Source organism: Paenibacillus harenae, from assembly GCF_030812415.1.
GTDB lineage: Bacteria > Bacillota > Bacilli > Paenibacillales > Paenibacillaceae > Pristimantibacillus > Pristimantibacillus harenae_A.
On the sequence record NZ_JAUSST010000002.1, the window covers coordinates 475,351 to 500,770 of the forward strand.

Consider the following 25,420-nt stretch of genomic DNA (forward strand, 5'->3'; position numbering starts at 1 on the left):
TGAGGGGTTCGCATGCTGAAGGCAACCGGGAGAACCAAGAGATTGTTTTACGTCCTGCTGGTCCTAATCATCGTTCTGACATTCGTCTTCATCGTTCCCGCGAACCGGTCGTCAGGAAGCGAATACGTGCTGGAGCCGATCAAGGAGATGTCAGAGCCGATTGTCGACCGCATCAAAGGCCAAGCCTCGGCAGGAAACCGCTACGAGGCGTATCTATCCGAACACGCCGATGCGGCCAGGCCGGCCATGGAACTAATGATCGAGGGTGAATCCTACGCGGCAGTCGACGGCATGGACGTCGCTACGCTTGAAAGCTATGAAGGGGCATCTACGCCTGTCGTTTCTACGGAGGAATCGGGAGCCATTCATTGGGATGTCGATGTGCCCGAGGACGGCCTATATCATTTGAGCTTGCGTTATTTTCCGGCAGAGGGCAACACCTCTCCGATAGAAAGAGAACTGCTGATCGACGGAAGCGCGCCTTTCGAGGAAGCGTCCAGACTCGTTTTCTCGCGGGTATGGCGCAATGAAAGGCCCGGACTTACGCAGGATGCCAGAGGAAACGATTTGAGACCGAGACAGGTGGAGAGCCCGCAGTGGCAGGAAAGCGTCTTAAGGGATGCGGAAGGCTATTATCGGGATCCGTTCTCGTTTTATTTGACCAAAGGCCAACATCGAATAACACTCGTTTCTCACCGGGAACCGATGATCATAGATTACTTGAAGCTTTATCAGCAGGAAGCGATCCCCGCCTACGAGCAAGTGGCGTCCGCCTATCTAGAACGCGGGTATGAACCGACCAACGGCTTGTTTATTAAGCTTCAGGGCGAAAACGCCGCTTTCAAATCCAATCCTTCCTTATACCCGCTGAACGATCGGTCGAGTCCGGGAACGGAACCGTACCATGTATCCAAAATCAGAATGAATACGATCGGTGGCGTCAATTGGAAAATACCCGGCCAATGGATTTCCTGGGAGGTCGATATTCCACAGGACGGTCTCTATGAATTCGGCCTTCGTTATAAGCAAAATACGGTGAGAGGCGTCAATGTCGTCAGAGAGCTTACGATCGACGGAGTCGTTCCATTCAAGGAATCGGAAGCCATTCCGTTCCCTTATGACGGCGTGTGGCAAATCGGATCGCCAGGGGAGAACGGAAGTCCTTATCTCTATCACCTCACCAAAGGCAAGCACCGGATCAAGCTTGAGCTGACGATGGGCGAGCTTGCGGAGATTATTCGCATGGTACGTTCAAGCATCCAGCAGTTGAACGCCTTGTATCTCAAAATCATTATGATTACATCGGCTGCGCCGGATCCGCTCAGGGATTACGAGCTGGACAAAAAAATTCCCGAGCTGCAGGCCGTCTTCCAGGAGCAGAGCGAGCTGCTTGCGAAAGCCGCCGACCGCATGGACGAAATGGTCGGAGGGACGAGCGCCAGCACGACGATTCTGCGGACGACGTCTTATCAGCTGGACGATCTCGGCAGCCGGACGGAGACGCTGACCTCGCGGCTTAAGAGCTTCAAGGATAACGTGACGGCGCTTGGCACGTGGCTCCTTACCGTGAACGAGCAGCCGCTTGAAATCGATTATTTGTATTTCAAATCGCCTGACGTTGCAGCCCCGAAGGCAAGCACAGGAATCGTCGGCAAATCGGTGCACGAGGTGATGTCCTTCGCGAGATCGTTCTCGGAGGATTACAGCCATATCAGCAACGGGGAGCAGGACGAGAAAAGCATCAACGTCTGGATTGCCGCGGGCAGAGACCAGGCGCAGCTGCTTCGCTCGATGATCGATAACTCGTTTACGCCGCAGACCGGGATCGACGTGAACCTGCAGCTTGTCAGTCCGGCGGTCGTGCTGCCGGCCACGCTGGCGGGCAAAGGACCGGATATCGCGCTTACTCAAGGCGACGTCATCAATTTCGCGCTGCGGGGCGCGCTGCAGGATTTGACGGCGTTTCCCGATTTCGAAGCTGTGCGCAGCCGCTTCAAGGAAAGCGCCTTTACCGGCTTCAACTATCGGGACGGCGTATATGCGGTTCCGGAGACGCAGTCGTTTCCGATGCTGTTTTATCGGAAGGATATTTTGGAGGAGCTGAAGCTTGACGTTCCGATGACATGGGACGATATGTACCGGATCATTCCGGAGCTGCAGAAGCACAACATGGATCTTGCCCTGCCGCAAAATATCGTTTTCGAATCGATGCTCTACCAGAACGGAGGGCAATATTACCAGCAAGACGGCATCGCGACGGATTTGGATTCGGATATCGGGATCGAAACGTTCCGCAAGTGGACGGAGCTGTACACGAACTACAAACTTCCGATCGAATTCGATTTCATTAATCGTTTCCGTACGGGAGAGATGCCGATCGGCATCGCCGACTACACGACCTTCAACTTCCTGACGATATTCGCGCCCGAAATCAGAGGCCAATGGGGTTTCGTCGCGGTGCCGGGCACGAGAGCGAAGGACGGCACCGTCCATCACGAAACGATGAGCACGGCAACCGGAACCGTCATGTTCGATAACGCCAAAAACAAGGAAGCGGGCTGGGCGTTCATCAAGTGGTGGACCGACACGGAAGCGCAGGTGACGTTCGGGCGCGAGATGGAAGCGATTCTCGGGGAATCGGCGCGCTATGCCGCGGCCAACCAGGAAGCGCTAAAGCGGTTGCCTTGGTCGGCCAAGGAGATGAAGCAACTGACGGATGAGCTCGAGTGGGTCGTCGGGCGGCCCGCCGTTCCGGGAGGCTATTCGCTGGACCGCCACCTGTACAATGCGTTCTACGAGGTATATACCGAAGGGAGCGAGCCGCGCGAAACGCTGGAAAACTATGTGCGGACGATCAATCAGGAAATAACGATCAAGCGCCAGGAATTCGACTTGCCGACGAAGTAGAAGGGAGAGTTCCGCATGATTCAGCTTGCCAAGAAGGCCAAACTTTCGCTAGGAAACAAGTCGCCGCGCATTCGGTGGAGTCAAACGTGGAAGGAAGTCAGGCGCAACAAAACGATTTACGCGATGCTGGCGCCTTTTTTCCTTATCTTCTTCACGTTTACCGTTCTCCCTGTCTGCCTGTCGCTGCTTGTCAGCTTCACGAACTTCAATATGCTGGAATTCCCGCAATGGGTCGGCTGGAGAAATTACGCGCAATTGTTCGTAAGGGACGACGTATTCCTGATCGCTCTCAAAAACACGCTCATATTCGCCGCGATAACAGGCCCCGTCAGCTACATCGCCTGCTTCGTGCTCGCTTGGATCATTAACGAATTTCCTCCTAAGCTCAGAGCGGTCGCCACGCTCGTGTTTTATGCGCCGGCGTTGTCCGGAAGTGCGTTTATCGTTTGGACGCTGCTGTTCAGCGGCGATTCGTACGGCTATATCAACGCCTTCCTGCTCAAATGGCATCTGATCCTGGAGCCGATCCTATGGCTGAAGACGCCCAAGTACATTTTGCCGATCATCATCATCGTCCAGCTCTGGCTTAGTCTCGGAACGAGCTTTCTGGCGTTTATCGCCGGCTTGCAAAGCTTGGACAAAAATTTATTCGAAGCCGGCGCGATCGACGGCATACGCAACCGCTGGCAGGAGCTATGGTTCATCACGCTGCCGTCGATGCGGCCGATGCTTATGTTCGGAGCGGTCATCCAAATTACGGCGTCGTTCGGCGTCGCCGAGGTGGCGACGGCGCTCGCCGGATTTCCGAGCGTCAAGTACGCCGGACATACGATCGTCACGCATCTGATGGATTACGGCTCCATCCGCTTCGAAATGGGCTACGCATCGGCCATTGCGACCGTCCTGTTCGCCATGATGCTCGGCTCCAACCTGATCGTTCGAAGGCTGCTTGCGAAGGTGGGTGAGTGAAGCGATGCTGGCTATGTTAAGGAGGAAGAGAGTAAACCGGTCGTGGGCGGGCGATATATTCCTGTTTCTCATTCTTGCAGCCGTCGGCTATTTCATGGCGATGCCGCTCGTGTTCGTGATCAGCAACGCCTTCAAGCCGATCAACGAAATATTGAAGTTTCCGCCCGATTTTTTCGTGCATCATCCAACGCTGACGAATTTCTCGGATCTGTATCATTTGCTGGCCGGCTCCTGGGTCCCTTTCACGCGATACATTTTCAATACGTTCTTTATCGCTATATTGGGAACCGCCTTGCATGTCCTAATCGCTTCGCTCGCGGCGTACCCGCTAGCCAAACGCAGATTTCCGGGTAGAGGAGCGCTGTTCGGGATCGTCGTTCTGTCGCTGATGTTCTCCGCCACGGTGACCCAAATTACGAACTACATGACGATGTCGTGGCTAGGCTTTCTCGATACGCACCTGGCGGTTATCGTTCCGGCGATCGGCTCCTCGCTCGGGCTCTACTTAATGAAGCAATTCATGGAGCAAATTCCCGATTCGCTGCTTGAGGCGGCGCAAATCGACGGCTGCAGCGAGCTTCGCATCTTCTGGAGCGTGGTCATGCCGGTCGTCAAGCCGGCTTGGCTTACCCTCATCATCTTCTCGTTCCAAGGGTTATGGGGAGCGGGCGGCGCGGCGGGCTCGATGTATATATATAGCGAGCAGCTCAAAACGATCGATTACGCGCTCGGCCAAATATTGGCGGGAGGCATTATCCGGACGGGGCCGTCTATGGCGGCCACCCTGCTCCTGCTGACGGTTCCGATCCTCATCTTCGTGTTATCGCAAAGCAGCGTGATCCAAACGATGTCAACCTCCGGCATGAAAGATTGACGGGAAAGGGGAGGCTTACGTTGAACCAATTAATAAAAATGTTGCTGCTCTTCCCGCTAATGCTGATTGTGGTTGGCACGGCAGTTCCGGTCTCCGCTGCGCCGTACGACGGCTACAACTATTCCTGGTGGGGCGAGCCCGAGCCTGCGCCGGCCCCTTATTTGCCGCTCTTGCAAATCGCGGGCGAGTCGCTGCCGACGGGGGCGTTCCGAACGCCGGAGGATATCTTCATAACGGCGGATAACCTAATTTACGTCGCGGACACGGGCAACAACCGGATCGTTCGGATCGATGAGGAAGCCGAGACCGCGCAATCGATCGAAACGTTCATGAACGACGGCAATACCGATCGTTTCCTCGCGCCGCAAGGGCTGTTCGTCCGATCGAACGGCAATCTGCTCGTGGCGGATACGGGCAATAAGCGGATCGTCGAATTAACGAAGGCTGGCGATTTGGTCGCCATTATCGGGGCGCCTCAAAGCGACGTGCTTGGAGACGGCTTCGTCTACGAACCGATCAAGCTCGTCGGCGACTCGGCCGGGCGGCTGTACGTGGTCGGCAAAGGCGTGTTCAACGGCATTATGCAGTTCGATTCCGGGGGTCGATTTTCCGGTTTTATCGGCGTCAACAACGTGCGGGTCAACGTCGCCGACCTTTTCTGGAAACGGATCATGACGAAGGAGCAGCGCTCCAAGATGGAGCTGTTCATTCCGGTCGAATTCAACAACGTCGATATCGACGGCGAAGGCTTCATCTATGCGACGACGAGCGAGGCGTTCTCGAATGCGCCGGTCAAGCGTCTTAACCCGTCGGGAGCGGACGTATTGAAGCGCACGGGCTATCATCCTCCCAAAGGGGACATCCGGTTCCGCATCGGAGGCACGAGATCCGGTACTTCCGCGATCCAAAGCGTCGCCCTTGACCAAAACGGCATTTATAGCATTCTCGACAGCACGCGGGGACGAATATTCACATACGACCGGGAAGGGAAGCTGATGTACATTTACGGGCTGCTCGGCGAGCAGGTCGGGACGTTCAAGACGCCGGCCGACATCGACATGCTCGGCGACAAAATGGTCGTGCTGGACAAAGGGCTGAACCAGCTCGTCGTCTTCGAGCCGACGCGGTACGGGAAGGTGATCCGCGACGCGGTCATCTACAACGACACGGGCGAGGAGCAGAAGTCGGTCGAGTTATGGCGCGAAGCGCTAGGTCTGAACACGAATTTGGAAATCGCCTATCTGGGCATCGGCAAAGCGGAGCTGCGGCAGGGCAATAACGACGAGGCAATGAAGCAGTTCAAGCTTGGCATGCACCGCGAGTACTATTCAAGAGCTTTCGAGAGGTACCGCAAAGACTTCATGTGGGAGCATTTCGGCAAAATCGCGGCGGCAGCGATCGCGGCAGCGGCGTTGATTATTGCCGCGAGGATTGCGATCAAGCGGAACAAAGCCGAACCGGGGATGGCGGGTTTTGCCTGGTATACGATGTATCATCCGTTCAACGGCTTCTGGGAATTGAAGTTCGAGCGCAAAGGGAAGGTTTGGTTCGCGCTGCTGCTGCTTCTGCTGCTGTCGCTGCTCTATGTGCTGAAGCGGCAATATACCGGATTTATTTTCAACCCCGGCGTAAGCGCCGATAGCGTAAACGTCATCGACGAGGTCAAGTTCGTTCTCTTGCCGTTTTTTCTATGGTGCATCGCGAACTGGTCGACGACGACGCTGATGGACGGCGAAGGCAAGTTCAAGGAAATCGTAACGGCCAGCGCCTATGCGCTGCTTCCCGTCATCCTTATGCAGATACCGTTGATCTTATTGTCCAATATGATCACCATTCAAGAAGGCCCGTTCTATCGGTTGCTGGAATCGGCCGGCTTTCTTTGGTTTGTCGGGCTGCTATTCGCGGGCATGCTCACCGTGCACCAATATTCGGTTGCCAAAACCGTTATAACGATGCTGCTGACGATGATCGTGATGGGCATCATTATATTTTTGGGCTTGCTATTCTTCAGCTTGGCGCAGCAGATGGTATCGTTCGTAACGACGATCTACAAAGAGGCGATGTTCAGGATCGGGGAGGGATAATGACGTGACCAAACATCGAATTCGAAGCTTGGCGGTATTATTCCTAACGTCCCTTCTGATCTTGTCTGCAGCTTGCACCTCCGCAACGGCCGGCACCGAAGAGCCGGTCGGCGCTAGCGTACTGGAGAACGGCAATCCGGATGAGACACTGAAGGCACTGGGTGCAACCGCGAGCGTAGTGCCGCAAATCCAAGGACTTGAGCCTGTATTGGAAAATCGCGCGCTGCGCCTGTATATCAGCAGGAAAACGGCGGAGATCGCGGTGCTCGACCTTGTCAGCGGACAGATCTGGCGCTCGAATCCGGACAGCTCCGGCGATAAGTTGGCTTCGCCTTATTTGAAAGGAAAGTTGGCGTCGCAGCTGTCGTTCGTTTATTTGACCAAAAACGGTCAGAACAAAGACTATGACAGCTATAACAACAGCGTAAAGTTTAATCAGTTCGAAATCATCCAATCGGGGAGCGGCGTTTCGGTCGCTTATCGTTTCGGCGATCCCGATAAAGGGCTAGAGTCGATTCCGCTTATGGTGAGCAAGGAACGGTTCGAAGAGAGGCTGCTGGCCCGGCTCGAGGACCCGGCCGACCAGGAGCAGCTTAAGATCCGCTACAAATTCAATGAGGAAACCGGGATTTATGAACGCCGCGATATACCGAAAGCGGTCGTGAAGAGGCTGCTTGCTTTATTCGAGAAGATGGAATATACGCAAGAGGATCTGGCTATCGACAATAGCGGAGGCGGCGGGGAGGGCGAAACCGAAGAGGGGGCCAACCCGAAATTTACGGTGACGCTTCATTATACGCTTGTCGGCAATCAGTTGATCGCATCGGTCGACGCGGGAACGATCATGGAGGAAACGCCGCCCTACCGTATCCATACGATCAGCCTGCTCGAAAATTTCGGCGCGGCGGGAACGGGCGACGACGGCTATCTATTTCTGCCTGACGGATCGGGCACGCTCGTTCGCTTCAACAGCGGCAAAAGCTTGGCGCAGCCGATATTGATTCCGATTTACGGCGACGATTCCACGATTTACGCGCGGGAGAAGTTCAATACGCTGGAGCCGAGCCGCTTGCCGGTGTTCGGGATGAAAAAAAACGATGCGGCCTTTCTGGCCATCATCGAGGATGGCGAAGCGCTCGCCAAGCTGTCCGCCGATATCAGCGGCAGATTGCATGAATTCAATACGGTCGCGCCGCAGTTCACGATATTGCCCAAGGACGAGGTGCGTTTGAGCGCTAACGAGATCATGCACAAGACGCCGGCGCAATCGTACCGAGGCAAGCTTAAGATCCGCTACTCGTTCCTAAGCGGAGAGCAGGCCGGTTATGCCGGCATGGCGGCCAGCTACCGTACCTACTTGGAGGAAGCGTACGGGATGCGGAAATTAAAGCCAGAGGGCGATGCGCCTTTTTATCTGGAGTTGACCGGCACCATTCCGAAGAGGAAAAACCGGCTTGGTTTTCCGTATGAAGCGATCGTGCCGTTAACCGATCTTGAGCAGGCGGAGACGATCGTGCAGCGGTTAAACGCCGAGCAAATCGGCAACGTTCGTCTTAGCTACAAGGGTTGGTTCAACGAGGGGCTGAACCATGAGCGAGCGTCGTCGATCGATATGGACGGCGTCATCGGCAGCAAGAGCGAGTGGAAGCAACTGACGGAGAAGCTTCAGGCAAGCGGAGGCGGATTTTATCCGGATACGGCATTGCTTCGCGTTTACCGCGACTCCGGCGGCTTCAGCCCGAGTAAAGACGCCGCGCAGTACATTTCGCGCCGCTATGCGAAGCTATATGAATTCGACCGGGCGGCTTTCTTCCGCAGCGATCGATTCTCGCATTATTTGCTGTCCCCGACCAAGCTCGAAGCGACGGTAAACGGATTTTTATCCGACTACGGGAAGCTGAATCCAGGCTCCGTCTCCTTGCGCGATTTAGGCTCGGAGCTCTATTCGGACTTCCGCAGAAGCGGGGAAGTGACGAGAGAGGACGCCAAACGGAAAGTAACCGCGGCATTCGAACAAATCCATGAGCAGTCGCCCGACATCATGGTGAACGGCGGCAATGCTTACGCGCTGCCGTTCGCGTCTCATATCTTGAACCTGCCGCAGAAGAGCAACGAATACCAGCTTGCCGGCGAATCCGTTCCTTTCATCCAAATGGCGCTTCACGGGTACGTTGAATATGCGGGTAAAGCGTACAATACCGCAGATGACCAGGACGTAAGGGAAAACATGCTGCGCTCGCTGGAGACGGGCTCGAACGTTTACTTCAGTTGGTTCTATGAAGAGCCCTCGGTTCTGAAGGATACGAGGTTCAGCTATCTGTACTCGAATCATTACGAGCAATGGCTGGACGAAGCGGTTCAGGCCTATGCCGAGGTGGCCGCCGTGCTCAATAAGGTACGCGGGCAGAGCATGACGGACCATGAGAAGCTGGCCGAGCAGGTGTACAAAACGGAATACGGGAACGGCGTAAGCGTCATCGTCAATTATAGCGACGAGCCCTATGAATACGAGGGGACAATGATCGAAGCCAATCATTATGGGGTCAGGGGGGATACGAATGGCTAGGAAACGAACAATCAGCCTGCAGCGGAAGAAAGCCATATACGGCGTGCTGTTCGTTACCCCTTGGCTGCTTGGCTTCCTGCTGCTGATGTTGATTCCTTTCATCCAATCGCTGCTGTTCAGCTTCAACAAGCTGACGCTGAACGCCGAAGGGTATTCGCTCGAGTTCGTCGGGCTGCAAAACTATCGCCACATCTTTTTCGTCGACGCCTGGTACGTAAGAACGTTAAACGATGCAGTAGCCGTCATGGTCCTCGACGTGCCGCTCATTACGTTCTTCAGCTTATTTACGGCCACGCTTCTAGCGCAGAAATTCAGAGGGAGAATGCTTGCGAGAGCGATTATTTTCCTGCCCGTCGTACTCGCCTCGGGGGTGATCGCCAAGCTGGACAGCGGCAACTTCCTGGCGCAAATGATCGGCTCCGCGTCCGCGGATGTGGAGGGCAATTACTCCGGCCTGCGAAGCATCGAGCTGAGGCCGCTGCTGCTGCAGGCGGGGCTGAGCATGGAAATCGTCAGCTACTTGACGGGAGCCGTGGACCGGATTTATCAAATCATCAGCTCGTCCGGCGTGCAAATCCTCATTTTTCTCGCGGGTCTTCAATCGATATCGCCTTCGCTGTACGAGGCGGCGAAGATCGAAGGGGCGACGGGTTACGAGTCTTTTTGGAAAATAACGTTTCCGATGATTTCGCCGCTAATTTTGACGAATGTGGTGTATTCCATTATCGATTCTTTCTATGACAACAGCCTGACGCAAATGATTCAGGATTCGGCCTTCGGAAGATTGGATTTCGGCGTAAGCGCCGCGATGTCGTGGATTTATTTTCTCGTCATTTCGCTCATTCTGACGATCTCGACCTATGTGATCTCGAAGCGCGTCTTTTATTACGATTAGGGAGGGGGCCTGCGATATGGATTCGAGCAAAAGATCCGGCAAACGACTGCCGGCAGCCGCGGCCTCTGCCGCCGCGACCGCCGCAAGGTGGAATGACCGCCATAATCCGATCGAGAAGGCGAAGCATTGGCTTTGGGTCATCGTCCGTACCGTTCTCGTCACGGGCATATGCTTTGTTATTTTGTATCCGATTCTAACGAAGCTATCGATCGCTCTGCGCGACAAGCAGGATATGTTCGATGCGACGGTCGTCTGGCTTCCGCGGCATTTGACGCTGGAGAACATCCAAACCGTCATGGATTATCTTCGCTATCCGGAGGCGGTCACGAATACGCTGCTGCTGAGCATCGGAACGTCGCTGCTGCAACTCGTTTCCTGCGCGCTGGCCGGCTACGGCTTCGCAAGATTGCGGTTTCGCGGCAGCGGGCTATTATTCGGCATCGTTATCTTCACGATCGTCGTTCCGCCGCAAACGATTATGGTTCCGACTTATTTGCATTACCGTTTCTTTGACGTATTCGGTCTGTATGGGCTGTTTACCGGCAGCAAGGGAGTGAATCTGCTGGAGAGCTTCTGGCCGTTCTTTATCTCGTCGGGTCTCGCCATGGGTTTGAAAAACGGCTTGTATATTTTTATATTCAGGCAGTTTTTCCGTTCGCTTCCGAAGGACTTGGAGGAAGCGGCCTATGTGGACGGGGCGGGCATTCCCGGCACTTTCGTCCGGGTCATGCTGCCTAACGCGGCGCCCGGCATAGCCACGGTGCTGCTGTTCTCGTTCATTTGGCAATGGAACGACAGCTACTTCGTCAATCTGTTCGCGCCGAACTATACGCTGCTGGCGAGAATGCTCGATTTGCTGCCGGGCGCCGTGCGGCCTGAATACGTAGGAGGAATCTCGCACACGTCGCTCTACTTGAACACAGGTATTTTGCTCGGCATTATGCCTATCTTTATTCTCTATCTATTCGCGCAAAAGTATTTTGTCGAGAGCGTGGAGCGCACGGGGCTGGTAGGATAGCGGAAGCGAGCCAGGCTATAATGGCAAACGACGGAGGAGTGCTGCTATGAGCTATGCGGTTGGAGTAGATATAGGCGGGACCAAGATTCACTTTGCCGTCGTGGACGAGGAAGGAACGATCACCGAGCAACGAATCGTACCGACGGGCGCGGCGCAAGGACCGGAGCATGTCATGCAAAATGTAATGGACGGCATTAGCCGGTTGATGGCCGGGGGCGGCGTCTCGATCGACGGCATCGGGATCGGCAGCGCCGGCCAAATCGACTGCCGCTCCGGCTCCGTTTCGTTCGCGGTCGATACGCTGCCGGGCTGGACGGGGATGCCGATCAAGCAAATCGTGGAGCGAGGCTTCGGATTGCCGACTTATGTCGATAATGACGTGAACGTCATTGCCATCGCGGAGAAATGCTTCGGCTCCGCCAAGCTATTCGATCATTTTGTATGTCTCGCTTTGGGCACTGGCGTGGGCGGCGCCATCGTGGAGGCAGGCAAGCTGCTTCGGGGCAGCTCCGGAGGCGCCGGGGAGCTCGGCCATCTATCGGTCGATTTCAACGGCCCCCGGTGCAGCTGCGGCAACTATGGCTGCATGGAGCTCTATGCTTCGGGCCCGAGTATAGCGAGGCTGGCGAGAGAGGCAGGGTTTAAGGGCGGTTTGCAGTTATCTTCATCCGGAGAGGTCACTGCCAAGGAGGTAATCGCGGGTTGGACCGAAGGCGACGCGCTTGCGGGAAAAGTGATGGATACGGTCATCCGCGCGCTCGCCGCAGCTATTGCCGGCCTCATTCACGCGTTTAACCCGCAAGCCGTCATTATTGGCGGCGGGGTAGCCGAAGCCGGAGAGCCTTTCTTTGCGGCTCTGACGGAGCAGGCGGAAGCGAGGACGTCGTCTAGCATGTGGAACGACTGTCGCATTATGCCTGCCTCCGTCGGCGCGAATGCCGGCGTCATCGGAGCGGCGGCGCAGGTATGGCCGTTCAATACTGGGGCGTTCGGCAACCGGGTGGCATTATGACCAATCCGATTGTCGCGGGACTCAAAGACGGATTCATCGTATCGTGCCAAGCGCTTGCGAACGAGCCTTTGTTCGGCTCGGATATGATGGCCGCGATGGCAGTCGCGGCGGAAGACGGCGGGGCGGCGGCCATCCGGGCCAACACGCCGCAGGATATTGCGGTGATCAAGAGGAGGTGCAGGGTACCGGTCATCGGCCTGTACAAAAAACATTATCCGGACAGCGACGTGTACATTACGCCAACGATCCGGGAGGTGGATGACGTCGTTCGCGCGGGCGCGGATATCGTCGCTATCGACTGCACCTCTATGACGAGGCCGGGCAACGAAAGGCTCGATCGGCTCATAGCGGAAATTCGCAAGAGCTTTCCCGAGACGCCCATTATGGCCGATGTATCCACCTTCGAGGAAGGCGCGGCAGCGATGCGGCTCGGCGTCGACGTCGTCTCTACGACGTTGTCGGGCTATACGCCGTACAGTCCGCAACAGCCTTCTCCCGATATTGCGTTGGTAGCCAGACTGGCTGCGCTAGGAAGGGCGCCGGTATTCGCGGAGGGCCGAATATGGACGATCGAGGAGTGCTTGCGCTGCTTCGAAGCCGGCGCGCATGCCGTCGTCGTCGGTACGGCAATAACGCGGCCGCAAGAAATCGTACGGCGGTTCGTCACGCGCATCAGCACGCAAATGCAAGGGTTCGAGGGTTGATTCGATTCGCAGGAGAAAAGGGAGCGATGTTGACGATGAAAAAAGTAAAGATCGGCGTAATCGGCGCGGGAAGCATCTCGGACATTCATCTTGGTTCTTATTCGCGCAATCCGGAAGTGACTATTTATGCGATTTGCGATTTGAATGGGGAGCGCGCCAAGCAAAAAGCGGCCGTTTACGGCGCGGAGCACACGTATACCGATTACCGCGAGCTGCTGGCCGATCCGGCTATCGATGCGGTCAGTATCTGCACCTGGAACAATTCGCATGCGGAGATCAGCATCGCCGCCGTGGAGGCCGGCAAGCATGTGCTCGTGGAGAAGCCGCTCTGCAAAACGGTTGAAGAGGCGCTGCGGGTGGAACATGCGGTGAAGAAGAGCGGCAAGGTGCTGCAGGTCGGCTTCGTCCGGCGTTACGGCTCGAATACCGATATATTGAACCGCTTCATCGAGGTGGGGGAGCTGGGCGACATCTACTATGCCAAAGCGACATGCTTGCGCAGGCTCGGCAATCCGGGCGGCTGGTTCGCCGACAAGGAACGGTCTGGCGGGGGGCCGCTTATCGATCTCGGCGTCCACATCATCGACTTATGCTGGTATTTGATGGGCAAGCCGAAGGTGAAATCGATCAGCGGAAACACGTACAACAAGCTTGGCAACCGCGCCAACATCAACAATCTCTCGTTCTATAAAGCGTCGGATTACGATTCGAGCAAAAATACGGTGGAGGATCTGGCCAACGCGATGATTCGCTTCGAGAACGGAGCGTCCCTGATGGTCGACGTAAGCTTCACGCTGCACGCGAAGCAAGACGAAATCACGGTCAAAATATTCGGCGACAAGGGCGGCGCGGAGATCGAGCCCGGCTTGTTCATCGTGACCGAGAAGCATGACACGATCCTTAACGTAACGCCGCAGGTCGACCAACTGGCGTTCGATTTCACGAACGGCTTCCAGAACGAGATCAACCACTTCATCGACAGCTGCCTCGGCAGACAGGAAACGAGAAGCCCCGTAGAGGACGGATTAGAGGTTATGAAAATGCTGTGCGGCATTTACGAATCGGCGGCGCTTGGCAAAGAGATTCAGTTCGGTTGATGCAAAGGCAGGGCTGAACCGAAAGCGTGCTCTATCCGTTGTGGAGTCCTTTGTGAACTTGTATGTTGGATTATTGCATTAACTTTACCCTGTAGGAGGGCTTTTCCAAACCTATATTGGATGTGTGCACTAAACTCTACTTAAAAAGACTGCCAGAAGGCCGTTCAAGAGCGAAGTTGTTTAGAACAAGAGCATGGATAACCAATCTAGAGGTCTTGTAAGCAATTTCAGATCAAAAAAAGAACAATGGCGGTGCAGGAATATCTCGCTTGCGCCGCCATTTTTACTTTTTGCACTTCTTTATCTGCTTCACATTCTTCTTCACAATTCCAAAGTCTATTACAGCGTCAGATCGACTTCGAACATCCGGTTCCAGGGGAGATCGGCCTGTAGGCCGTCAATAGCGCCGCTTGCCGTCTCGCTTAAGTATTCTTTGCAAAAATCGTGCAGCTTCCGCGTGACGAGCTGCGACATTTGCTCGCGGATATGGCCTACCTGGAAGTAGGTACCGCCTAATTCGCCCAAATGGCCGGCGGCTTCCTGCCGTACGATCGATTGATAGCCCCAGTCTTCGATAAGGCGGTATAAGTAGAAATAGCTGCTCATGCGGTCGGTATGGGCGGGGCGGGAAGCTTGGTTGCGGTAATAGGAAACGATAATCGCGTGCGATACGACGGTTCCGAGCGCGTTGCCCGACGTATTCCAGCCGGCGTATGCCGTTATGCGGGGCAATAGGTTTTTTTTGGCCAACAGACGCATCAACGTATGGTCGGCGCCGTTGCAGGAAGCGACATCGGCAAGGGCGATCAGCTTGCCTTTGCCGGCAAGCGCTTCGATCGCCGTCGCGAACTCGGGAATATGCACTTCCGAGAAGTAAGAGCGGTGGCGGTCCCGGTACGGATTAGGCGATTCGGCGATCTCGTGCTGCGAGACGGGAGGGGAATGGACCATAAGGACGAAATCAGCGGTTGCCGTGGAATCGCCCATGTAAGCGCCTCCCGAATTCAGATGGGATTTGACGCTTTCGTTCAAGCTGCGATCCTCGTATTTCGGGATGATGGCCGGCCCTAGCGTAGAGGAATAGCGGACGGCAGCTTCAGGCATATAATTTTTGACCCGGCAGAACACTCTCGCGAAAAGGATGCATCCGATCTCGTCGGCGCCGGGGTAGAGCAGCACCCGGTCCATCAAATTAAGCCGTTCCACCGATAAAAGCAGCTTGCGCTGTTCCATCGGGCTGAAGCCGTATTTGGAATTGTCGTCGAGCGGAATAACAAGATGATCGATAACGCCTTCGCCCACGAGGCCGATCGCAAGCTCGTTCACTTCGGAATTGATAGCCCTGCGGCGTAAAAAATCAGTGAGCACGGCAGGCGGAACAACGGTTTGAAGAGACTCCCATTCCATTCGTTCATCTTCAGCCAGCGTCTCCGAGGCCCCCTTATCGCTCAGCCAGCCGTACCGGAAGAGGGGATGTCCGTATTGCTCGTAATAATCCGGTTCCTCGTCGCTGCTATTGTATGCGGGCGCACGCATAATCAAATTAAAGGCGTAGATGCGCAGGTTGGGGTTCGTTTGTTTTAACTCGCGGAGAAAGCTTAGTCTGGCCGCGCATTCCGCAAGCGGAAGCAGATGAAGGCGGGAAGGCACGATTCCGCCGTAGACGAGCAAATCGGCCGACACGATCAAATAATCGGCATCCGCCGTCTCCTCCAGCAGCCAATTGCGAATGCCTTCGACATTCGCAGGCTGTTTCTTGGCGCCAAGCAGCGAATGAGGCGGCGAAGCAAGCGTCAAATCGGTAATGGCGGCAAGCAGCTTGGGGAACTTTGCATTGCAAGGACGTTCGTCGAGCGGTACGTACGCGACTTTACTCATACAATGACCTCCCTGAATGAAGATAAAAGATGAAGTTTGCCCTTATTATACAACAGGAAAAGCAATTGGAATTATTTTTTTAATTTGCTTCGGATAACGGATATATTCTTCTTATGTGCAGTCATACCTATTTAATAAGAGGATGCTTACGAAGGGATAAGGAGGCGCAGCCGATTGTCTGTTTGGATGGATGAAGGGTTAAGAAGGCGGGCGCTGGCGGGCCCAGGCATACAGATCGATCCCACCTTTGCTTATTATCGGAACCGCACGGCAGAGAGCATCGCCTCGGAAATCGAGCTGGCGGGTTTTTGCTGCGTTCACTACTTTGTGGTCAACGAGCATGTCGTGGACGCAAGTCTGATCGAGGCATTCCGCCAACGAGGCATTCCGGTTTGGGCGATGGTCATCGGCAACGGTACGTTCTCAACGGAGCGGTATCCCGAGGAATGGCCATCCTGGCAAATGAAGCTGTTAAAGGAGACGAATGACGGCTTCCGGCGGTTATCCCCTTTCAGCGAAGGTTATGTACGATGGAAGAAAGCCGCGATGGCAAGGCTTGTGTCCGACTATCCGTTTGACGGCATCGAGATCGCCGAGCCGTATTTTCCGGAATGGGGCGGTATCGAGCGAGGCGTATACGGAGATGTCGGCCCGCTTGCGGAAGCGGCGTTTCTAGCCGAGCACGGCGTTCGGATGCCGGATTTCGAGAATCCCGAATCGGAACGATATTATGCAAAGGATCCGGTAACTTACCGAAAGTGGGTCGACTTCCGCGTCGAGGCGGTGAACGGGTTTATCGGCGAGATGATCAACGGCAAAGGCGGCGTGCGCGAGGCGAGGCCCGACATCATGGTTGCTACATGGTCGCTCGCCATAAATGCCGGAACGGAAAGCGTAGAACGTCTTAGGGACGATCAAGGACTGGATGCCCCGTCGATGATCGAGCACGCAAGGTCGGATATTCATTATTTGCAAACGCATTGGCCCGATTGGACGCGCGGCGATCTTCCGGGCGATTACGCGAAAGAATATAAACCTTTCGTCGATCATATTCGCAGCCTTCACCCGCGGATTCCGCTTGGCATCCAAGCCGATGTCGGATCGGCGAGGCATATGATCAAGGGCGGGGACTGGTTGTCCGCATTCAGCCAAACGGCGTTTGGGCTTGGTTACTCGGCATGGACGGCATACGAGTATCATACGGGGGGTTACATGTACGAAGCGAAGCCTGCGCCGATGCGAGTCGAACGGTTAAGCGCAAGCGAGGTCCGGTTAACGTTCAACAAAAGGATCGAGATTAATCCGGCTTTGGCGGACGAAAGCTTTACGATCCGGAGGGACGAACGCGCAAGCAAGCCGGGATGGGACTCGGTAGCGGTGGACGGCAATCGGATCTTGCTGACTTCCCGGCAACTGCCGGTAACGGCTTTTGAACTGGAGCTAAGCGGCATTCGGGATACGCCGGAGCGGTGGCTGTTTCCGGAGAAGCCGGCGAATACGGTTGCGGCGGGCACAAGAGTAACCGTACCGGGAGCGTGGCGAGGGTGAAATGGGACGGACATACGCACAGCCACTTTTGCCGCCATGGCAGCGATATCGATTTGAAGCACTATTTGCAAAAGGCGGAAGCGCTAGGATTTAGCCGCTATACGGTAAGCGAGCATCCGCCGCTGCCGGAAGGTTGGCTGAAGGATACGTCTCTCATGCAATCATTAGCGATGAATGCGGAGGAGCTTCCCGCTTATATCGCATGCGTGGACCGGCTCAAGAGCGAGTTCGACGGACGGCTGGAGGTGACGACCGGACTCGAGCTCGACTATTTATACGGAGATGAGACCTTCACCGAGCGTATCGTAAGCGATTGGCACGGCAAGCTCGACGACGTTATCCTTTCGGTTCATTATTTGCCAGGCAGGAGGGGCATGCGCTGCATCGATTATACGCCCGCCGACTTTCGTCAAGGCTTGCTCGCCTATTACGGCACGATGGAGAAGGTCGTTAACGAATATTACGATCACGTCGAGCTCGCGATCGATTCCGCTGCGGGCTGGCCGGTTCGAACGCGATTGGGGCATGTCAATCTGATCGAGAAGTTCCGGCTGCTTCTGCCCGGGATCGATGCAAGGCAGAGCGAGGAACGTTTGCGGAACATGATTCCGAAGCTGGCAGCCGCCGGTATAGGGATAGACGTCAATACCGCGGGAATGCGCAAGAGCACTTGCTTGAAGCCCTATGCGCCCGAATGGTTCGTCCGCGAATGCTTGTCTCGGGGTATCGCATGCGTATTCGGCTCCGATGCGCATCGTCCGGAAGATATCGGCAGCGGATGGGACTGGTATGCCGCAACCATTGCAGAGAAGGAGTGAGGTTTATATGGATACGCTTAGGCTTGGTTTTATAGGCACCGGAGGCATCGCTCATCTGCATGCAGGCCAGATGCTTGCGCTGCCGCAGGTCGAAATCGCCGCCGTCTCCGATCCGAACGAACAGGCGGCATCGCGTTTCGTGTCCGCATTCGGATTGGAGTCAGCCGGCGTATTCGGCGATCATCGTAACATGCTGCGCGAGGTCGGCTTGGATGCCGTCATCGTATGCTCGCCGCATACGCAGCATTTCGCGCAGGCGATGGATGCATTAAACGCAGGCTGCCATGTATTAATCGAGAAGCCGATGACCTGCTGCTCAGCGGAGGCGGAGCAGCTCATTCAAGCGGCGACGAATCGCGCGAGGCTGCTGCAGGTATCGTACCAGCGGCATTTTCAGCCGGAATTTTTGTATATCCGCAAAGCTATCGCCGACGGCGCCATAGGCAAGCTGACGTCGGTTAACGCGACCTTATACCAGGATTGGAAGCTCAGCCAGGCCGGCACGTGGAGACAAAATGCGGCGCTGTCGGGCGGAGGCATGCTGATGGATTCCGGCAGCCATATTATCGATGTTCTGCTATGGACGACCGGACTTACGCCGCTGGAGGTGAAGTCGACCTTGAGCACGCATGGTGCGCCGGTGGAGATCGACTCCTTCACAAGCATTCGCTTCGAGGAGGGGACGGTCGCTTCATTGAACGTTATCGGCAATGTGCCTGGCTACAGGGAGTATTATTCGTTTTGCGGCGAGCTTGGCGTCATCTATCTCGATAACGGCAGGCTGGAGTTGATCACGTACAAGGACGGAGCGATCGAAGTCCGGCTTCCCGAACGAACGACGAATCAGGACAAAAGCTTCGTCGACGCCATACGCGGCGAGCACGAGGTGCTCGTATCCGGCGAATATGCGAGCAAGGTCATCCAGTTGACGGAAGCGATCTACCGCAGCGCAAACTATCCAGTCGAGAATACGGGAGAGTGAGTGAATTGAAGATAGCTCTTAGCATGTGGAGCGTGCATAAATACTGGTACGAGCAAAAATGGGATACCGTCGATTTTCTCGAATTCGCATCCGAGGTTGGCGTCCAAGGCGTCGAGCTTCTCAGCTGCTTCTGGAAGGATAAGGAAAGGGACATTCCATTGATTGACGAAGCGCTGCAAATATACGGCTTGAAGGTCGCCTGCTTCAGCGCCTGCAACAACTTCGTCGTTGCAGATGAGAACGAGCGGAAAGCGCAAGTGAAGGAGGTTACGGACGCCGTCGACGCCGCAGTCCATTTCGGAGCAAAGGTCGTACGCGTCTTCTCGGGCGACCTGCCGAATGATTCGATTACGTATGAGCAGGGCTTGGCATATGTCGTCGATGGCTTGAGCGAAGCGGCCGAATACGCGCAGCGGAATGGCGTTACGCTATGCCTCGAAAATCACGGGTTGTTTGCCGGTCGCAGCGGACAGGTGATGGACATCATTCGCAAAGTGAACTCGGACGCGCTGCGCAGCACGTTCGATACGGGCAACTTTTTGCTTGTCGGGCAAAGCCCGAGCGAAGCGGCGGATGAACTGGAGGGTTATGTCGGCCATGTGCATGTCAAGGATTTCCTTCCCGTGCCGGAAGGAACGACAGGCGCTACTATTAGAGCGCTGACAGGTGAGCTCTACTTGGGCAAAATCGCCGGCGAAGGCGCGGTTGATCTGAAATACGTATTCGGGGCGCTCCGGAATGGAGGTTATGACGGCTGGCTGTCCGTCGAGTTCGAGGGGGACGAAGAACCGCAGCGCGGATCGATCGATGCAGTAGGCAACGTGACGCGAATCGTGGCGACGCTGTAGCTTAGCAGCTAACCGCCCCGGGTGTTGGAACGGAAGCCGGATTGGAGGGAAGCCGTGGATATTCATTTTCTTGGAACGGCGGCAGCGGAAGGATTTCCCGCGATGTTTTGCCGATGCGGGTACTGCTTGACAGCGCGCCGGCTTGGCGGGCCAAATATTCGAACGAGAAGCTCCGTCATCCTAGACGGCGTGCTGAAGATCGATTTTCCGCCCGACACGCTGCATCATGTGCTGCGCGACGGGATCGACCTCGGCCTCGTCAAGGATTTGTTCGTTACGCATACCCATCTGGATCATTTGCGCGCGGAAGATTTGGAAATGCGGCTGTCCGTATTCGCCCACGGGCTGGATTATCCGCTGCAGGTGTACGGCCACGACGCCGTTATTCGCAAATGCCGCGACGCCGTAGGCAGGCCGGATGCGCAGCGCCTTATCCTGAATAGAATCGTTCCTTTCGAGACGGTTGATACGGGAACGGCTAAAGTAACGGCGCTTCCGGCCAATCACGATCCCGACGAGACTTGCCTTCTTTACTGCATCGAGAAGGATGGGAAGCGGGTATTTTACGGTCACGATACCGGCCTTCTTCCCGAAGAGACTTGGGAATGGCTCGAGCGGACGACCGTCGATTTGGCCATATTGGATTGCACGAACGGCAATTTGCCCTATACCGGCGGCCATCTCAACATCGAAGCCGTTATCGAGATCCGCGACCGGCTTAGGACGAACGGCGTCCTTCATGACGGAAGCCGAGTGGTCGCTACCCATTTCTCGCATAATATCGGGCTGCTGCATGATGATTTAACGGCTATTTTCGATCAGGAACAGATCATTGTCGCTTATGACGGCTTGATTCTGTCGATCTAGTTAAGTTATTTGTTGAAAAAGTCATTACGGAGTGGGGTGATCGGAGAGAATGAAAGCTTCGGTGCTTTATTACCTGCAGTATGGGCATCACATTGATATTGAACGGCGGCAGGCCATGGATGAGGGCAGGGCGATTAGCAAACAGCTGGAAGAGCGGTATGCAAGGATGTCGGGCTTGGATCCGAATGATCCGTTGCGGGAGCAATTGGCAGCCGATTATTTGGACCAAATGGGAAGTTTGCCTCTTATCGAAGGATATCCGTATACGGAGCCATCCGATCTGGATGGTATTCGCGCGCTGAGGCCGGAATACGGACAGCGTGCGGAGCGGCAGAATGCGGCTTCGGAAGTTGCTGACATCGCGGATCGGGTATACGGCGCTTGGCTCGGCCGATCGGCGGGCTGCCTGCTCGGCCATCCGATCGAGGGCTGGCGAAGGGAACGAATTGCCGGGTTGCTTCGGGAAACGGACAATCATCCGATACGGTATTACATTTCGTCGGATATCGATCTCTCGATTGCCGCTAAATACGGCGTCGTGAATGAAGGGGGCTCCTACGGAAACCGATGCGTCAGCTGGATCAATAACGTGGAGCATATGGTGGAGGACGACGATCTGAATTATACGATACTAGGACTCGCCGTCGCGGAGAAGCATGGATATGAGTTCTCGCCGGACGACGTAGCGGAAGCATGGCTCAATCTGCTGCCAGCGCTTCGAACGTGCACGGCCGAAAGAATCGCTTACCGCAATTTGCTTAATCTGATCGCCCCGCCTGCATCCGCCTCCTATCGAAACGCGTACCGGGAGTGGATCGGCGCTCAAATCCGGGCCGACTTCTATGGGTATATTCATCCGGGCAACCCCGAAAAGGCGGCGGAGGGGGCGTGGCGGGACGCTTCCGTCTCCCACGTCAAAAACGGCATTTACGGTGCAATGTGGGTCGCGGCCATGCTGGCGGCCGCAGCCGTTACGGAAAAGATGGAGGAAATCGTCATGGCCGGACTCGGTCAAATTCCGGCGACCAGCAGGTTGGCCGGAGAGCTGACCGAGGTACTGCAATGGCATGCGGATGGCGTCTCCTATGAAGCGGCAGTTGAACGGATTCATGGCAAATACGATGAAGCCCATCCTTACCATTGGTGTCATACGATATCGAATGCGATGGTGGTAGCTGCGGCTTTGCTATATGGCGAAGGGGATTTGGAATCGACGATCGGAAAGGCGGTTATGGCGGGTTTCGATACGGACTGCAACGGAGCGACGGCGGGCTCCGTCATCGGCATGCGAAACGGGGCCTCCCGGCTGCCCGAGAAGTGGGTAGAGCCGCTCCGGGACAAAATCCGCTCGGGCGTCGACGGATTCGGGATCGTGCCGATATCGAAGCTCGCGGAACGGACGATGGCGATTGTTGGCTCCAATGAGGCGTATCGGAGCTTATGATTCGAACAAAGGGGCTGTCCCAAAAGCCAATGGCTTAGGGACGGCCCCTTGTGCATACACAGCTAACCTCTGGCTGCTATGTTGGATTTTTGTAGTAACTTGGGGCGGAATGAATGGCGGCGGGAAGCTATGTAGGATTTTCGCAGTAACTTTGAGCGTTTTGAGGGCATTTTCAGTATAAAACAGAGGTCTATCTTGCGAATATCCAATATAGCTCTCTATAAGGCGCGAAACAGCCTAAAGTTACTGCAATGATCCAGTATAGCCATTTCGCACAACCGACGCCATGAACGAACCCTTCGCCAAACACTTATGAAACAGCCTCTTTGTTAATGGATGCGGTGAGTTTATAGTCGAATTTCTTGCGAAAGGCGCTCACTTGACTATCGTTTAACGCCAAATTAATTGCCAGCCTATTGCCGATCAAGCTTAATTGCTGGGCATAATAAAAAAGGTTCGTAAATCGCTTATCGCGATATTACGAACCTGCTTGTGTGTGTGGTTGGTGCGGTCGAGAGGACTCGAACCTCCACGGCTGTTACACCACTAGAACCTGAATCTAGCGCGTCTGCCAATTCCGCCACGACCGCAAAATAATGTGTCAACAGGACATATCTTATCATGTATAATAGAACATAGTCAAGCATCGTATTAGAAAAAATAGAGGGATGGGTGGAGGAGCAGGCGTTGAACAAGCTGGAGCAGAAAATTTTGCAGGATGGCATCGTCTTAAATGAAAACGTGTTGAAGGTGGATTCCTTCCTTAATCATCAGGTTGATCCGCAATTGATGTGGGAGATCGGCAAGCTGTTCGTCGAACGTTTCGAAGGCAGCCGGATTACGAAAATATTGACGCTGGAATCGTCAGGAATCGCGCCTGCGGTTATGGCAGCCTTGCAGCTCGACGTACCGCTGATCTTCGCGCGCAAACGCAAATCGTTGACGCTGAAGGACGACTTATATACGGAGAGCGTCTATTCGTTTACGAAGCAAGAGGTGAGCGAGGTGTCCGTCTCGCGCAAGTTTCTCTCGGCAGGCGAACGGGTGCTCATTATTGACGACTTCCTGGCGAACGGCGACGCGGCGCTTGGCATGGCGGGCATTGTGAAGCAAGCGGAAGCGGAGGTCGTCGGCATCGGCATCGTGATCGAGAAGACGTTCCAGCCCGGAAGAGGGAAGTTGATCGACCTCGGCTACAAGGTAGAGTCGCTGGCAAGGATTAAGTCGCTTGAGGGCGGACAGGTTGCTTTCGCGGAACATTGACAACTGCGGCCCCGTGTAACTATAATGCTTACATACTAGAACGGCGGGAAGGTGAAGACGTGACTAGCAATCGATTCGCGATGGCGGTGCACATTATGACGTTATTGGATGTTAACGAAGGAGAGCGAATGACCTCCGAGCTGATTGCCGGAAGCGTCAATACGAATCCGGTCGTGATCCGCCGAATTATCGGCATGTTAAGCAAAGCAAGACTCGTTACGACGAACGCGGGTGTAGCGGGGGCGGTTATTGCGAGGCCTACCGATCAGATTACGCTGCTCGATATTTATAACGCGGTATCAAGTCCAACGCAGGACGAGCTGTTCGCCATCCACGAGAAGCCGAATCCGAATTGCGGCGTCGGGCGCAATATTCAGTCTTCTCTGGAGAAGGCGTTCGACGAAGCGAAGAAAGCGATGGAGAATAAGCTGAGCGAAATCACGTTAGCCCAGATCGCAGGCGACGTTGCCGGGAAAATAAACATTGAGTGAAGTAAGGGGCTGTCCCAACGCAATCTGACCCTTTCGAATGAACAATATCCGGATTCGAAAGCTAATTAGCAGTAGAGAATGCAATAGATGATGAGAGAGGCCTCCCGCGCGGGTGGCCTCTTACTCGTTTTTCGAGCAAGCGTGAATCTTTATCCGAATCCGGTTGAAAGTACAATTGGAAAATTATGTTGACGCTCACGAAATATCGTGCTACATTTTAATTGTTAATCGTAATGGTAACGATTATCACTAAGGCGATAAAGAAAAAGGAAACTCAAAATAAGGAGTGCAGAGCTAGTTGTGATGAAACGGGAAATAGATTTTATAAAATTCAACCCTACCCAAAATATGACGATCCTTGTTAAAACCAATCATCCGGCTGAAGAATACGAGCACATCTCCTCTAAAATCATGTCATATGACAGCGTATATGCTGAACAAGTAGGGTTTATAGAAAAACCGATTCAACAAGAGGCTGCCGCACATCTGCAAATGGCTGGAGGCGAGTTCTGCGGAAATGCTTGCATGGCATTGGCAGCGTTGATTGCATCCGAAAAAGGACTTAAGCATAATGATTTGGCGGAAATATGTTTGGAGGTTTCAGGCATAGATCAATTAATAAATTGCCGAGTGAAAAGAAATTTCGACGAATTTTCCTGTCAAGTTTCTATGCCTATTCCTAAAAAGATCGAACAGAGAACGATACAATACGAGGGAAACGATCTGGACATCATTATCGTGAGATACCCTGAGTTTATTCATATCGTGATCGAAGTGGAGCAATTCAATAAAAAGGTGAAAAAGAAAGCAGAAACATTGGCCAAGCTGCTTGGGTTAACTTTAGGATCCAACCTGATCGCTATTTTATTGTACAATCCGCATTCCGAAGAATTGGCACCGCTTATTTATGTTCCGCAACTGGATAGCATGATTTGGGAAAGAGGATGCGGTTCGGGTACTGCCTCTTTGGGAGCCTACTTGGCCTGGAAAAACAAGAGCGGGATCGTTGCGCAAATCAGGCAGCCAGGCGGCATTATTCATGCCATGGCCAAGTGGCATAAAGAAGAATTGGTTAGTCTCGCCATTGAAGGATCGGTCGGAATCGTAGCACGGGGCAAAGCTTTTATAGACGGTTAGCCAATACGCTTTGAGGAG

Annotated in this window: 20 protein-coding genes and 1 tRNA gene; 19 read left to right on the top strand and 2 right to left on the bottom strand. The window is 54.6% G+C overall.

Annotated features, from left to right (window positions below):
• The first annotated feature begins 12 nt into the window (after positions 1–12).
• Genes J2T14_RS07035 through J2T14_RS07080 form a run of 10 tightly spaced genes read left to right on the top strand, consistent with a single transcriptional unit; the run spans position 13 to position 14,126 of the window.
• Positions 13–2,907: an extracellular solute-binding protein gene (locus J2T14_RS07035; protein ID WP_307469261.1), complete on the top strand. Its 2,895-nt coding sequence runs from the start codon at positions 13–15 to the stop codon at positions 2,905–2,907.
• A 15-nt stretch (positions 2,908–2,922) separates the two neighbouring features.
• Positions 2,923–3,876 (top strand): carbohydrate ABC transporter permease, encoded by a 954-nt coding sequence (locus tag J2T14_RS07040; protein ID WP_307469263.1) that lies wholly within the window; start codon positions 2,923–2,925, stop codon positions 3,874–3,876.
• 4 nt (positions 3,877–3,880) lie between these two features.
• A complete protein-coding gene (locus J2T14_RS07045) occupies positions 3,881–4,750 on the top strand; it encodes a carbohydrate ABC transporter permease (protein ID WP_307203678.1) in 870 nt (289 codons plus the stop codon).
• A 20-nt stretch (positions 4,751–4,770) separates the two neighbouring features.
• A complete protein-coding gene (locus J2T14_RS07050) occupies positions 4,771–6,834 on the top strand; it encodes a YIP1 family protein (RefSeq protein WP_307469266.1) in 2,064 nt (687 codons plus the stop codon).
• A gap of 4 nt (positions 6,835–6,838) precedes the next feature.
• On the top strand, positions 6,839–9,400 hold the full coding sequence (locus J2T14_RS07055; protein WP_307469268.1) for a DUF5696 domain-containing protein: 2,562 nt from the start codon (positions 6,839–6,841) through the stop codon (positions 9,398–9,400).
• Complete coding sequence (locus tag J2T14_RS07060) at positions 9,393–10,295, top strand: carbohydrate ABC transporter permease (protein WP_307469271.1); 903 nt, start codon at positions 9,393–9,395, stop codon at positions 10,293–10,295. Before J2T14_RS07055 ends, J2T14_RS07060 begins: the two co-directional genes overlap by 8 nt.
• Positions 10,296–10,311: 16 nt before the next feature.
• Positions 10,312–11,313 (top strand): carbohydrate ABC transporter permease, encoded by a 1,002-nt coding sequence (locus J2T14_RS07065; RefSeq protein ID WP_307469275.1) that lies wholly within the window; start codon positions 10,312–10,314, stop codon positions 11,311–11,313.
• Between the two features lie 46 nt (positions 11,314–11,359).
• Positions 11,360–12,325, top strand: coding sequence for an ROK family protein (locus J2T14_RS07070; RefSeq protein WP_307469277.1), 966 nt, complete (start codon positions 11,360–11,362; stop codon positions 12,323–12,325).
• Positions 12,280–13,029: an N-acetylmannosamine-6-phosphate 2-epimerase gene (locus tag J2T14_RS07075; RefSeq protein WP_307469278.1), complete on the top strand. Its 750-nt coding sequence runs from the start codon at positions 12,280–12,282 to the stop codon at positions 13,027–13,029. Before J2T14_RS07070 ends, J2T14_RS07075 begins: the two co-directional genes overlap by 46 nt.
• A gap of 35 nt (positions 13,030–13,064) precedes the next feature.
• Positions 13,065–14,126 carry a Gfo/Idh/MocA family protein gene (locus tag J2T14_RS07080; protein WP_307470392.1) on the top strand — a complete coding sequence of 354 codons (1,062 nt, stop codon included), beginning with the start codon at positions 13,065–13,067 and terminating at the stop codon, positions 14,124–14,126.
• Positions 14,127–14,465: 339 nt separating this feature from the next.
• Here the strand turns inward: J2T14_RS07080 and J2T14_RS07085 are convergent, their stop codons facing one another.
• Complete coding sequence (locus J2T14_RS07085) at positions 14,466–16,004, bottom strand: DUF4127 family protein (RefSeq protein ID WP_307469279.1); 1,539 nt, start codon at positions 16,002–16,004, stop codon at positions 14,466–14,468.
• Positions 16,005–16,178: 174 nt separating this feature from the next.
• Between J2T14_RS07085 and J2T14_RS07090 the strand changes: the two genes are divergently transcribed.
• From J2T14_RS07090 to J2T14_RS07115, 6 genes are read left to right on the top strand one after another with little or no spacing between them, the layout of a single operon-like run.
• Positions 16,179–17,552, top strand: coding sequence for an N-acyl-D-glucosamine 2-epimerase (locus tag J2T14_RS07090; protein WP_307469281.1), 1,374 nt, complete (start codon positions 16,179–16,181; stop codon positions 17,550–17,552).
• Positions 17,549–18,370 (top strand): histidinol-phosphatase HisJ, encoded by an 822-nt coding sequence (hisJ, locus tag J2T14_RS07095; protein WP_307469282.1) that lies wholly within the window; start codon positions 17,549–17,551, stop codon positions 18,368–18,370. The genes J2T14_RS07090 and hisJ overlap by 4 nt, the downstream gene beginning before the upstream one ends.
• A 7-nt stretch (positions 18,371–18,377) precedes the next feature.
• Positions 18,378–19,352, top strand: a complete 975-nt coding sequence (locus J2T14_RS07100; protein WP_307469286.1) for a Gfo/Idh/MocA family protein — start codon at positions 18,378–18,380, stop codon at positions 19,350–19,352.
• A 5-nt stretch (positions 19,353–19,357) separates the two neighbouring features.
• A complete protein-coding gene (locus J2T14_RS07105) occupies positions 19,358–20,200 on the top strand; it encodes a sugar phosphate isomerase/epimerase family protein (protein ID WP_307469289.1) in 843 nt (280 codons plus the stop codon).
• A gap of 54 nt (positions 20,201–20,254) precedes the next feature.
• The gene (locus tag J2T14_RS07110) at positions 20,255–21,067 is read left to right on the top strand and encodes an MBL fold metallo-hydrolase (protein ID WP_307469292.1); all 813 of its coding nucleotides are present in this window, start codon (positions 20,255–20,257) and stop codon (positions 21,065–21,067) included.
• Positions 21,068–21,116: 49 nt separating this feature from the next.
• Positions 21,117–22,511, top strand: coding sequence for an ADP-ribosylglycohydrolase family protein (locus tag J2T14_RS07115; RefSeq protein ID WP_307469294.1), 1,395 nt, complete (start codon positions 21,117–21,119; stop codon positions 22,509–22,511).
• A gap of 503 nt (positions 22,512–23,014) precedes the next feature.
• On the opposite strand, the gene J2T14_RS07120 is transcribed toward J2T14_RS07115, so the two are convergent.
• Positions 23,015–23,101: transfer RNA gene (locus J2T14_RS07120), tRNA-Leu, on the bottom strand.
• A 97-nt stretch (positions 23,102–23,198) separates the two neighbouring features.
• Between J2T14_RS07120 and J2T14_RS07125 the strand changes: the two genes are divergently transcribed.
• The 3 genes from J2T14_RS07125 to J2T14_RS07135 all read left to right on the top strand — a co-directional run bounded on the left by J2T14_RS07125 (position 23,199) and on the right by J2T14_RS07135 (position 25,402).
• The gene (locus tag J2T14_RS07125) at positions 23,199–23,774 is read left to right on the top strand and encodes a xanthine phosphoribosyltransferase (protein ID WP_307469295.1); all 576 of its coding nucleotides are present in this window, start codon (positions 23,199–23,201) and stop codon (positions 23,772–23,774) included.
• Positions 23,775–23,833: 59 nt separating this feature from the next.
• Positions 23,834–24,265 carry an Rrf2 family transcriptional regulator gene (locus tag J2T14_RS07130; protein WP_307469297.1) on the top strand — a complete coding sequence of 144 codons (432 nt, stop codon included), beginning with the start codon at positions 23,834–23,836 and terminating at the stop codon, positions 24,263–24,265.
• A gap of 303 nt (positions 24,266–24,568) precedes the next feature.
• Positions 24,569–25,402, top strand: a complete 834-nt coding sequence (locus J2T14_RS07135; RefSeq protein ID WP_307470395.1) for a diaminopimelate epimerase — start codon at positions 24,569–24,571, stop codon at positions 25,400–25,402.
• Positions 25,403–25,420 lie beyond the last annotated feature (18 nt).